The sequence below is a fragment of the Herbaspirillum sp. AP02 genome, from assembly GCF_015767275.1.
Lineage (GTDB): Bacteria > Pseudomonadota > Gammaproteobacteria > Burkholderiales > Burkholderiaceae_D > Herbaspirillum.
In genome coordinates this window covers 91,282-103,879 of record NZ_JADWMY010000015.1, presented here as the reverse complement: position 1 = coordinate 103,879, position 12,598 = coordinate 91,282, and the positions used below count along the sequence as shown (strand labels likewise).

Genomic DNA, 12,598 nt, shown 5'->3' with positions numbered 1-12,598 from the left:
GGCGATCAGCCGCCGAAGATGTGGGACATGGTTTCTGCGAAGGCGACGATGAGTCCGATGAGCATGATGTTCTCCTTGTGATGGCTGGCGATCAGCCGCCGAAGATGTGGGACATGGTTTCTGCGAAGGCGACGATGAGTCCGATGAGCATGATGTTCTCCTTGTGATGGCTGGCGATCAGCCGCCGAAGATGTGGGACATGGTTTCTGCGAAAGCGACGATGAGTCCGACGAGCATGATGTTCTCCTTGATCTGGTGGGTTGGGACCGATGCTGTTTGCTTCGGCTTGTTGTCATCATCGCGTTGCCCGGTTACCGCCAGATTGCAGGTTCGCCCGGCCACGTTTCAATTGAAACCATGGCCCATGAAAAAACCCCTCGCTGCATCAGCAGGCGAGGGGTTCATCGGACACACGAGGCTGCATTCGCAGCCTGTGGGAACGGATCAGAACGGAATGTCGTCGTCCATGTCCGAGAAGTTCGGCGCCGGGCGCTGGGCCGGTTGCTGACGGGGGGCACTGGCGCCACCGCCTGCGTTACCACCGGCGCTCTGACGCGGAGCACCGCCGCCATAGCTGCCTGCGCCACCACCACCACCACCGTAACCGCCTTCATCCATGCCGCCACCACCACCTGCGCCTTGGCGGCCACCCAGCATCTGCATGGTATCGGCGATGATTTCAGTGGTGTAGCGCTCCACGCCTTCCTTGTCCTGCCACTTGCGCGTTTGCAGGCGGCCTTCGACGTAGATCTGCGAACCCTTCTTCAGGTACTGGCCGGCGATTTCAGCCAGCTTGCGATAGAAGGTGATGCGGTGCCATTCGGTGAGCTCCTTCTTTTCGCCGGAATTCTTGTCCTTCCAGCTCTCGGTCGTGGCGACGGCGATGTTGGTGACAGCTTCGCCGTTGGGCATGTAGCGTGTTTCCGGATCGCGTCCCAGGTTGCCGACGATGATGACTTTATTGACCGATGCCATTGTTTCTCCTGAATACGTTTAGGCTGTTGCACCCGCCGCCGGCGCAGAACGGCGCGGCAGGTTTTTCATGTTAGCCGCGATTATAAGCCAGGTCAGGGTGAGCACAGCAGACAAGAGGAACACCGCAGAATTCCCCACATTTTGTTTAAGCCAGCCGCCCAGTGCACCGCCACACGACAAACCCAGCGCCTGCAAGGTGTTGTAGACACCGAGCGCGGTGCCCTTGGCTGCTGGCGGGGCGATGCGGGACACCAGCGAGGGCTGGGCCGCCTCCAGGATGTTGAAGGCGACGAAGAACAGGAACAGCAGCGTCACCAGCATCCACATATTTCCCAGCGGCCGGGACAATACCAGCCAGAAACCCACCTGCACCAGCAGCATCAGGCTGATGGCGCCGATGAACACCGGCTTCATGCGTCCATATTTCTCCGCCACGATGATAGGTGGCAGCATCAGCACGAAGGAGGCCAGTACCACCGGCAGGTAGATCTTCCAGTGCTCGCCCAGCGGCAGGCCAGCCGATTGCACCAGCGCCGCCGGCACCACCAGGAACATCGCGACCTGGGTCAGGTGCAGCGTGAACACTCCCCAGTTCAGACGCAGCAGTTCGGTCTGGCGCAGTACCTGGGCCAAAGACACCCGCCTGGCCTGTGCCATCGGCGCCGCCGGCACCACCCACAGCACCACCGCGATGGCCAGCAGGGAGAGCACGCCAGTCAGGCCGAAGATGCCGCCCATGCCGATCGATTCGTAGAGCAGCGGCGAGGCCACCATCGAAACCGCGAAGGTCACCCCGATGGAGGCCCCTACCATGGCCATGGCCTTGGTGCGGTGTTCCTCGCGGGTGGAATCGGCAATGAACGCGGTGATGGCGGCCGAAATCGCGCCCGAACCCTGCAGCGCACGCCCCACCAGCAGCCACATCACGCTCTGTGCACCGGCGGCGACGAAAGAACCCAGCGCAAACAGCAGCAAGCCAATGACAATGATGCGCTTGCGGCCGTAGCGGTCGGAGGCCATCCCGTAGGGAATCTGCCCACAGGCCTGCGCCAGTCCGTAGATGCCCAGGGCGATGCCGACCAGGGTATCGCTGTCGCCCCCGGGCAGGCTGTGGGCATGTACGGCAAACACCGGCAACACCAGGAACAGGCCCAGCATGCGCAGGGAAAAGATCGAGGCCAGGGAAACGCTGGCGCGCACCTCGGCGCGCGACATGCCGGTTTTCTCAGGCTGTGCGGATGAATTTGTGTCGTGGGACATACGTGTGGCGTATAGGGGCTGGCGTTGGCGGCTGCCCGGTCTTTCATGAAACCGGGCTGTAGGACAAAGGCAGTATGGTAACAGCATAGTCCTGCCCGTCGTCAGGCCGCCTGGCGAGGTCGGTGCGGGGCTGACAGGTTTAGTGCAGTTCCATGTGCTGCATCAATCCAACAACTTGCGATCACTGCAAGCCATATGTTGAGAATCTTCACATCTTTCCTGACAAATATGTCATCTAGTTCAATGCTTATGCCAAAATAAGGACGTGCTCGTTTTTCTGCAGAGTCCTATAACAGCCGCCGACTTCCATCACCGGAAAATTCCGCAAGGCAACAATCCTCGCCAAGAAAAATAAAGCAAGTACGCATCAAGGGGGAAGAAAACCCGATGCAGAGGATGGCGAGGAGTTTCAGGCACTGCGTCACGGCGCGTCCGGAACCACTCTTGTGGCCGCTCTGCACCCAGGTTTTCATTTTTTGATTTTTCGCGGGCAGCGCAGGCGGCTCGCATCCGTATTCAGCATGTTCCTATTCGACTCGGTCTCTGAACGCAAGCCAGGGCCTTCCTTTTCGACGGCCTCGCCCTCGGCCCTGGGCCAGCGCGCCCTGTCCACGCGCACCGCCTGGCTGCTGCTGGTACTGGCCGGCGCTGCCTGGATGCTGCCTGGCATCTTCGGCCACGGGCCATGGAAACAGGACGAAACCTATTCCTTCGGCATGATCCATCACATGCTGACGTCGGGCGAGTATCTGGTGCCGACCAACGCCGGCCGGCCGTTCATGGAAAAGCCACCGCTGTACTACTGGACGGCGGTGTTGCTGGCCAAGCTGCTGCATCCGCTGTTGCCGTACCACGAGGGCGCGCGCCTGGCCAGTGTCCTCTACAACCTGGTGACGCTGGTGTTCGTGGCGCGCATCGCCCAGATGATGTGGAACCAGCGCAGTTTGATGAGCCTGCCGGTGCTGGCAACGCTGGCGCTATTCGCCGGCTCGCCCGGGATGGTCAAGCACGCCCATGACATGTTCACCGACGTGGCACTGGTCACCGGTGCCACCATGGCGACCTATGGCCTGCTGGCCATCGCCCTGAACCAGGAACGTCGCACGCCTTCCTGGACGGCTGCGTTCTGGTTCGGCCTGGGGGTGGGGATCACCGAGATGAGCAAGGGCCTGTTCGTGCCGCTGACCTTCGCGGCCACGGCACTGGTGCTGGGCCTGCTGGTGCAGTCCTGCCGCCAGCGCACTTATTGGAAGATGGTCGGCCTGGCGGTACTGGTATCGCTACCTTTCTTCGTGATCTGGCCAGTCCTGCTGGCGCAACACTCGATGCCCTTGTTCATGGAATGGTTCTGGGATAACAATGTCGGCCGCTTTTTCGGTTTTTCGGTGAAAAAGCTGGGCTCCGACAATGATCACACCGTGATCCTGAGGGCGCTGACCGGCTTTGCCCTGCCCGGCTCGCTGCTGGCCCTGCTGGCCCTGGCCCGCGGCGACTGGCGCCAGGCCGGCACCTCGCGGGTCGCCATGCCACTGGTCTTCGCCGTCATCAGCCTGGCCGTGCTGCAAAGCTCGGCCACAGCCCGCCAACTGTATCTGCTGCCGGTATTGTTGCCGCTCGTGATGCTGGGCGCGCGCGCCATCCCGCGCCTGCCGGACGTACTCAACCTGGGTTGGGACTGGCTGGCGCGCGTGGCCTTCGGTCTGATGGCCGTGGGCATCTGGGCGATCTATGTGGTATCGACCTTGCCGGTCGAACATCATCACTGGATCGCCTTCATGGGCAAGTGGCTACCCCTGGAGTATGTGACGCCGATCCAGCCGCTGGCCTTGCTGGCTGCCGGCGCCATGAGCATCCTGTGGATCGTCTCGCTGGGCTTGCTGCAGCAGGCCGGCCAGTGGCGTGGCGCGTTTTCCTGGTTCGGCGGGATCACGCTGATGTGGGGCCTGGCCTTCACGCTGCTGCTGCCGTGGGCCGACTACGGGAAAAGCTACGAGTTCGTCTACGCCGACCTGAACACCCGGCTCGCGCCCGCCTGGCGCGCCGACGACTGCATGGCCAGCCAGAATCTGGGCGAGTCGGAGGCACCGATGTTGTACTACTACACAGGCGTCCTGCATCAACCCATTGATAGTGCAGGAACGACCGAATGCCGCTGGGTCATCCAGCAAACCCCCGGTGTCGCCCACCGCCCCAAAGGTCACTGGACGCTGTACTGGGAAGGGCGCCGCGATGGCGACGACGGACAGCTCTTCAAGCTCTGGCAGCGCGCCGGTTAAATATCGGCCACTGTCAGTCGACCTGCGAACAGGAGCCGGCCATGTGCCGGCTTTTTTGCTGGCCGGCGCATTGCGCGCAGGCTGGCGCGGGCGATTTCCTGCGTCATTCGCGCGCCATCCGGGTGGCTTTTCCCACTGCCGCGCTTTCATTTTCCGGCTGCGTTCCCACCTGGGTCCTCTGGCACCGCCAGCCCGCCTGCCGGCCGTTCGCAGTCCTGTTATAGTTACATGTTGTCCCACCGCTGCTCCGCGCAAGGCGTCATTCCACGCGGCGGCAGGAAACCCCTAGCTGAAGGCATCCATGGAAGAAATTCGCATTCGCGGCGCGCGCACGCATAACCTCAAGAATATCAGCCTAGACCTCCCCCGCAACAAGCTCATCGTCATCACCGGGCTGTCCGGGTCGGGCAAGTCCTCGCTGGCCTTCGACACCTTGTACGCAGAGGGCCAGCGCCGCTACGTGGAGTCCCTGTCGGCCTATGCGCGCCAGTTCCTGCAACTGATGGAAAAGCCGGACGTGGACATGATCGAGGGCCTGTCTCCGGCCATCTCCATCGAACAGAAGGCCACTTCGCACAACCCGCGCTCCACCGTGGGCACCGTCACCGAAATCCACGATTACCTGCGCCTGCTGTACGCCCGCGTGGGAACGCCTTACTGCCCCGATCACCCCGAGCATCCGCTGGAGGCCCAATCGGTCTCGCAGATGGTCGATGCCGTGCTGGCGCTGCCGGAAGACACCAAGCTGATGATCATGGCCCCCGTGGTGGCCAACCGCAAGGGCGAGCATGCCGACCTGTTCGAGGAGATGCAGGCGCAGGGTTTCGTGCGCTTCCGCATCCAGAGCGGCACTGGCACGGCCAAGGTCTACGAGGTCGATGACCTGCCCAAGCTGAAGAAGACCGAGAAGCACACCATCGATGTGGTGATCGACCGTGTCAAGGTCAAGGCCGAGATCAAGCAGCGCCTGGCCGAAAGCTTCGAAACCGCGCTGCGCCTGGCCGATGGCCGCGCCATCGCGCTGGAGATGGACGGCGGCAAGGAACACCTGTACTCCAACAAGTTCGCCTGCCCCATCTGCGGCTATTCGTTGCAGGAGCTGGAGCCGCGCCTGTTCTCCTTCAACAACCCGATGGGGGCCTGCCCGGAATGCGATGGTCTGGGCCATATCGAATTCTTCGATCCCAAGCGTATCGTCGCCTTCCCCAACCTGTCGCTGGCCTCGGGCGCGATCAAGGGCTGGGACCGCCGCAACCAGTTCTATTTCCAGATGCTCACCAGCATCGCAGCCTTCTACGACTTCGACCTCGACGTTCCGTTCGAACAGCTCGACGACAAGGCACAGCAGGTGGTGCTGTATGGTTCCGGTCGCCAGGCGATTCCGTTCGCCTATGTCAACGAACGCGGCCGCACCGTGGTCAAGGAGCACACCTTCGAAGGCGTGGTCAACAACCTGCAGCGCCGCTATCGCGAGACCGATTCGATGGCGGTCAAGGAAGAACTGGCCAAGTTCATCAACGAAAAGCAATGCCCTTCCTGCCACGGCGCACGCCTGCGGGTGGAGGCGCGCTACGTGAAGGTGGGCAGCGGCAAGCAGCAGCGCGCCATCTATGAAGTGGCCGCCACGCCGCTGCGCGAGACCCTGTCCTTCTTCGAGACGCTGAAGCTGACCGGTGCCAAGAAGGAAATCGCCGACCGCATCATCAAGGAAATCGTCTCCCGCCTGACCTTCCTCAACAACGTCGGCCTGGATTACCTGTCGCTGGAACGCAGCGCCGACACGCTCTCCGGCGGCGAAGCCCAGCGCATCCGCCTGGCCTCGCAGATCGGCTCGGGCCTGACCGGCGTGATGTATGTGCTGGACGAACCCTCCATCGGTCTGCACCAGCGCGACAACGACCGCTTGATCGACACCCTGCGCCACCTGCGCGACATCGGCAACACCGTGCTGGTGGTGGAACACGATGAAGACGCCATCCGCACCGCCGACTACATCGTCGACATGGGCATCGGCGCGGGCGTGCACGGCGGTGACGTGATCGCCCATGGCTCGCTGCCGGAGATCCTGAAGAACAAGAAGTCGCTGACCGCCAAGTACCTCAACGGCTCGCTGGAAATCTCGGTCCCCAAGAAGCGTACACCCTGCGACGAGTCGCGCATGCTGACCATTACCGGTGCCTCCGGCAACAACCTCAAGAACGTCGACCTGGAATTGCCGGTGGGCCTGCTGACCTGCGTGACCGGGGTCTCCGGTTCGGGCAAGTCGACCCTGGTCAATGACACGCTCTACCTGTCGGCGGCGCGCCACCTGTATGGCTCGCAGACCGAGCCGGCGGAGCACGAAGCCATCGGCGGCCTGGAGCATTTCGACAAGGTGATCGCGGTGGACCAGGCCCCCATCGGCCGCACCCCGCGCTCCAACCCGGCCACCTATACGGGCCTGTTCACGCCGATCCGCGACCTGTTCGCCACGGTGCCGATGGCCAAGGAACGCGGCTACAGCGCCGGTCGTTTCTCCTTCAACGTCAAGGGCGGGCGCTGCGAAGCCTGCCAGGGCGATGGCGTGATCAAGGTGGAAATGCACTTCCTGCCGGATGTGTACGTCCCTTGCGACGTCTGCCATGGCAAGCGCTACAACCGTGAAACCCTGGAAGTGCAGTACAAGGGCAAGAACATCACCGAGATCCTGGACATGACGGTGGAGGATGCCCACGAGTTCTTCAAGCCGGTACCGCTGATCGCCCGCAAGCTGCAGACGCTGCTGGACGTGGGCCTGGGTTACATCAAGCTGGGCCAGAGCGCCACCACCCTCTCGGGTGGCGAGGCGCAGCGCGTGAAGCTGTCGCTGGAACTGTCCAAGCGCGATACCGGGCGCACGCTCTACATCCTCGATGAGCCGACCACCGGTCTGCACTTCCATGACATCGACCTGCTGCTCAAGGTGATCCACCGCCTGCGTGATCAGGGCAATACGGTGACCATCATCGAGCACAACCTGGACGTCATCAAGACCGCCGACTGGATCATCGACCTCGGCCCCGAAGGCGGCGCGGGCGGCGGCAAGATCGTCGCCGCCGGCACGCCGGAGGACGTGGCGAAGAACCCGGCCAGCGTCACCGGCAAGTACCTGGCGCCCTTGCTGAAGAAGAAAGCGAAATAAAAAGAAGTCCGGACTTGCGCGCGCGCAAACGATACAGAATCTGGTGGCATCTGTATCTTGCGCGCCGCCGGCCTTGGCATACAGTCATGCCCTTGGCCGCCATCCGGCGCACAATGAAGGCAGGCATTCCCGCAGGCGTGCTACCGTGCAACCCCGAAAGACCCACATGTCGAACCCGCTGTCACCCGCCCAGGTCGCCTTTTTCCGTGAGCAGGGCTATCTGCTGTTGAAGGGCATGGTCCCTGCCGATCTGCGCGAGCGCATGCTCGCCGTCACCCGCGACCACCTGCAACGCGCCGTCGCCCCGCTCGAGTATGAAGCCGAGGTCGGTTATGAAGGTGCCCCCGCCTCGCTGGATGCCGAAGGTGGCCGCACGGCCCGGCGCCTGCGCGCAGCCTGGCAGCGCGACCCCGTCTACCGCGAGTGGGCCGGGCACAAGCAACTGGTGGCCATGTTGCATCAACTGTTCGAAGAACCGGTCTGCCTGACCCTGGCCCACCACAACTGCGTGATGACCAAGCATCCGGCTTTCGGCACCGCCACCGGCTGGCACCGCGACATCCGCTACTGGTCCTTCCCGCGCAACGATCTGATCTCGGTGTGGCTGGCGCTGGGCGCGGAGACGCCCGAAAACGGTGCCCTCAAGTTCATCCCCGGCTCGCACCGGTTGACGCTGCAAGCCGAGCAGATGGACGAACTGGATTTCCTGCGCCCGGAAGTGCCCGCCAACCAGGCGCTGTTCTCGCAAGGCATTGCGCTGTCACTGGAGCCGGGCGACGTGGTGCTGTTCCACAGCGGCCTGTTCCACGCAGCTGGCCGCAACGATAGCGACCAGGTCAAGTGTTCGGCCGTGTTCGCCTATCACGGCAAGAGCAATCTCCCCCTGCCGGGCACGCGCTCGGCGGCGTCCGAGGATGTGACGCTGGACGACTGAACCGTCAGTACGGTGCTGCCGCCGAGACGGAATACGCTGACCGCTTCCGACAGGCGCGCCGTCTGCTCCTGCATGGCCTGGGCCGCGGCGGCGGCCTGTTCCACCAGCGCGGCATTCTGTTGGGTGGTCTCATCCATCTGCGTGATGGCGCGGTTGACTTCTTCGATGCCCTGGCTCTGTTCCTGGCCGGCTGCACTGATCTCGCTGACCACTTCGCTGACGCGCTGCACGCTCCTGACGACCTCGTCGATGGTGGCGCCGGCCTGGGCCACCAGCGTGCTGCCGCTGCCCACCCGGGTGACGGAATCATCGATCAATACCTTGATTTCCTTGGCGGCTGCCGCCGAGCGCTGGGCCAGCGAACGCACTTCGGACGCCACGACCGCGAAGCCGCGTCCCTGCTCGCCGGCACGGGCCGCTTCCACCGCGGCGTTCAAGGCCAGGATGTTGGTCTGGAAGGCGATGCCGTCGATCACGCTGATGATGTCCACGATCTTGCTGGAGGACTGGTTGATGGAACTCATGGTATCGACCACCTGACGCACCACTTCGCCGCCACGTACCGCCACCTCGGAGGCCGAATGCGCCAGTTGCCGCGCCTGCTGCGCATTGTCGGCGTTGGTGCGTACGGTCGAGGTCAGTTCTTCCATGGCCGAGGCGGTCTCTTCCAGGGCACCGGCCTGCTGTTCGGTGCGCGAAGAAAGATCCAGGTTGCCATGGGCGATTTCGCTGGAGGCCGTGGCGATGGTATCGGTACTCAGGCGGACCTGGCCGACGATGCCCTGCAGGTTGTCGTTCATCTGCTTGAGCGCCTGCATCAGCTGGCCGGTCTCGTCCTGACTGTGTATTTCGATGCGCTGGGTCAGGTCACCCGCCGCCACCGCCTGCGCCAGCGCGACGGCATGTCGCAAGGGTCCCGAGATGGCTTTCACCAGCAGTACGCCCATCAGCAGCGCCACCGCCAGGCCGGCCGCCATGGCCACGCTCATCACGACGAGCAGGGTCTGGTAGCGCTGCTGCGCCTGTTCATACAGATCGCGGCCGACATTGCGTTGCAGGTCCATCAATTGCCCCAAGGTGGCATGGGCATCGGCATAGAGCTTGAGCATGAGGCCACCGTAGACTTCGATGGCGCCCTGGAAGTCGCGATTGTGCAGGGCTTCGACCGCGGGCTTGATGCCATCGGTGATGAATTTCTGGCGTTGCGGCAGCAGTTTGTCCAGCAGCGCCTTTTCTTCGGTGGTCAACACGGTTTCCTGGTACTGCTTGACGACGGCGTCGTTGGCCTTGAGGGCCTTTTCCAGCTTGTCCATGTTGGCGTCGATATCGCCGGAGTCGCCGACGATGGAGGTGGAAATGCCGTTGCGCGCCGCATCCAGCGCTGCTGACATGCGTTCCAGCCGGGACAGCGCCACCAACCGGTCCTCGTAGAGCGAACGCATCTGCGCATTGGTCGAGCGCAGGCCGACCAGACCGAGAACTCCGGATCCCACCAGCAGCAGGGCCAGAAAACCAATGACGAAGATCAGGCGAGCCCTGATCGTGAGTGTGCTGAACATGTTCCTCCCGGACTTGCTATTGTTTTTTCAACAAGGGGCTCGTTGTGCGAAGCCCTTGTCCTGACACGGTCGACGCAGGCGAATAGGCCGCGCCGCTACCATCAGGCAACACTAGCATTTCCCGTACCAGGGGAACAAGACCTCATTGTGCGGGTGCGGTCCTCATTTGCTGAGGAGGCGTTTTTCGGCGCGCAGGATGCTCTCCGAACTACCGCGCAAGACCACGATGTCTCCGGCCATGAGCACGGCTTCATCGGGTGCATCGAGACGCTGCTTGCCCCGGCGCAACATGGCGACCTCGGCGCCGCATTGCGCGGGCAGGTCGATCTCGGCCAGGGTGTGACCGACCGCACTGGCCCCTCCGATCAGGGTGACCGACTGCAGGCGCACATTCATGCCCACGCCATCGACCTCGGCGTCGGACATGCCATGGAAATAGCCGCGCAACGAGGCGTAGCGCTCATCGCGCGCGTCCTGCACGCGGTGCACCACGCGACGCAGTGGCACGCCCAGCATCACCAGGGCGTGCGAGGCCAGCATCAGGCTGCCTTCCAGCGCTTCGGGCACGACCTCGGTGGCACCGGCCGCGAGCAGTTTTTCAAGGTCGGCGTCGTCATGGCTGCGCACGATCACCGGCAGCTCCGGCTCCAGCTCGGCGGCGTGATGCAAGACCTTCAGCGCCGAGGGCGTACTGGCATAGGTGACCACCAGGGCGGCGGCGCGGTGGATACCGGCGGCCACCAGGCTTTCGCGTCGGGCGGCATCACCGTAGGAGACATTGGCGCCCCCATTGCGGGCGTCCTGCACCAGTTCCGGGTCCATTTCCAGCGCGTGGTAGGCGATCCCCTCCTCTTCCAGCAGTCGCGCCAGGCTCTGTCCGCTACGGCCGAAACCGGCGATGATCACGTGCTTCTGCACGCCCATGGTGCGGGTGGCCAGTTGCGTGAGGGCTAGCGACTGCAGCATCCACTCGTTGGCGGAAAAGCGCATGACGATGGCGTCGGACTTGGCCAGGATCAGCGGCGTGGCCAGCATCGACAGCACCATCGCCGCCAGGATCACCTGGATCAGCAAGGGATCGACCAGCTTGAGCCCGCCCGCCTGGCTCAACAGCACAAAGCCGAATTCCCCGGCCTGCGCCAGCCCCAGGCCGACCCGCAGCGCTACGCCGGTGGATGATCCGAACAGTCTTGCCAGTCCGGCGATGAGGGCGAACTTGAGCAGCACCGGACCGGTCAGCAGGAGCAGCACCAGGAACCAGTGATCGACCAGCGTGCGTACGTTGAGCAGCATGCCGATGGTAATGAAGAACAGGCCCAGCAGGACATCGCGGAAGGACTTGATGTCTTCTTCCACCTGGTGCTTGAACTCGGTCTCGGAAATGAGCATGCCGGCGATGAAGGCGCCCAGGGCCAGGGACAGGCCGGCCTTTTCGGTGATCCAGGCCGCACCCAGGGTGATCAGCAGCAGGTTCAGCATGAACAGTTCCTGCGAGCGCCGCTTGACCACGATGCGGAACCAGCCACGCATGAGCTTGCTGCCGAAGAACAGCAGCAGTGCCAGCACCACCATCGCCTTGCCCACGGCCCAACCCAGCGTAACCATGATGTTGCCGGAATTGTTGGCCAGCGCCGGCACCACGATCAACAGCGGCACCAGGGCCAGATCCTGGAACAGCAGCACGCCCATGATGCGGCGGCCATGCTCGGTTTCCAGTTCCAGCCGTTCGGTGAGCAACTTGGAGACGATGGCGGTGGAGGACATGGTCAGGGCGCCCCCAAGCGCGAAGGCCGCCTGCCAGCTCACATTGATGAACTGCGGCAGCACCATGGCCGAGCCCCAGGCCATCACCATGGTGGCACCAATGGTGGTGGCCACCTGCGCCACGCCCAGCCCGAAGACGATATGGCGCATGGCCGACAGCTTGGCCAGGGAAAACTCCAGGCCGATGGAGAACATCAGGAACACCACCCCGAACTCGGCCAGGGCGTGGGTGGTTTCATTATCTTCGGCGAAGGCCAGCCCATGCGGGCCGATGATGATACCCACCACCAGATAACCCAGCATGGGCGGCAACTGCATCATGCGGAAGGCGACCACGCCCAGCACCGCCGCAGCCAGAAGGAAGAGTGTCAGTTCCAGTCCGGAAAACATGGCTTGTTTGGTTTCTTATGACAATGCAGTGAACATGAACAATGTGACAACGCACCAGAGCAAGGCAGCGTAGGGGCTCAAGCGCCACCCGTCCAGCCGGACAAATGGCAGCGGTGGGCTGCAACGGTGCATGCGGACTGACGGAGCCAGACTCGCTGGCTCCCGCAGGATGGCGGTCTGGCCCGGCGTGGTTCCGCCATCACCCTCGCCCGTGCGTGCCGTACAATCCTGCTGGCATCGGGCGCCACCGGGCCGCTTCCCCCCTTTGACGAGCATGTTG

Annotated in this window: 7 protein-coding genes; 3 read left to right on the top strand and 4 right to left on the bottom strand. The window is 63.2% G+C overall.

Going from position 1 to position 12,598, the window contains the following annotated elements; genetic code table 11:
* Positions 1 to 444: 444 nt before the first annotated feature.
* Together ssb and I5R65_RS22745 are read right to left on the bottom strand one after the other, a co-directional pair.
* Positions 445 to 975 (bottom strand): single-stranded DNA-binding protein, encoded by a 531-nt coding sequence (gene ssb, locus I5R65_RS22750; protein WP_180671006.1) that lies wholly within the window; start codon positions 973 to 975, stop codon positions 445 to 447.
* 18 nt (positions 976 to 993) lie between these two features.
* The gene (locus I5R65_RS22745) at positions 994 to 2,190 is read right to left on the bottom strand and encodes an MFS transporter (protein WP_180671007.1); all 1,197 of its coding nucleotides are present in this window, start codon (positions 2,188 to 2,190) and stop codon (positions 994 to 996) included.
* Between the two features lie 566 nt (positions 2,191 to 2,756).
* On the opposite strand from I5R65_RS22745, the gene I5R65_RS22740 reads away from it, so the two are divergent.
* The 3 genes from I5R65_RS22740 to I5R65_RS22730 all read left to right on the top strand — a co-directional run bounded on the left by I5R65_RS22740 (position 2,757) and on the right by I5R65_RS22730 (position 8,605).
* Positions 2,757 to 4,511: a glycosyltransferase family 39 protein gene (locus I5R65_RS22740; RefSeq protein WP_180671008.1), complete on the top strand. Its 1,755-nt coding sequence runs from the start codon at positions 2,757 to 2,759 to the stop codon at positions 4,509 to 4,511.
* A 301-nt stretch (positions 4,512 to 4,812) separates the two neighbouring features.
* On the top strand, positions 4,813 to 7,671 hold the full coding sequence (uvrA, locus tag I5R65_RS22735) for an excinuclease ABC subunit UvrA (RefSeq protein ID WP_180671009.1): 2,859 nt from the start codon (positions 4,813 to 4,815) through the stop codon (positions 7,669 to 7,671).
* A 166-nt stretch (positions 7,672 to 7,837) separates the two neighbouring features.
* Positions 7,838 to 8,605, top strand: a complete 768-nt coding sequence (locus I5R65_RS22730) for a phytanoyl-CoA dioxygenase family protein (RefSeq protein WP_180671010.1) — start codon at positions 7,838 to 7,840, stop codon at positions 8,603 to 8,605.
* Here the strand turns inward: I5R65_RS22730 and I5R65_RS22725 are convergent.
* Positions 8,533 to 10,164: a methyl-accepting chemotaxis protein gene (locus I5R65_RS22725; protein ID WP_180671011.1), complete on the bottom strand. Its 1,632-nt coding sequence runs from the start codon at positions 10,162 to 10,164 to the stop codon at positions 8,533 to 8,535. The two genes, I5R65_RS22730 and I5R65_RS22725, sit on opposite strands and share 73 nt — an antisense overlap.
* 162 nt (positions 10,165 to 10,326) lie before the next feature.
* Entirely contained in the window at positions 10,327 to 12,318 is a 1,992-nt protein-coding gene (locus I5R65_RS22720; RefSeq protein WP_180671012.1) for a cation:proton antiporter, read from the bottom strand.
* Between the last annotated feature and the right edge of the window lie 280 nt (positions 12,319 to 12,598).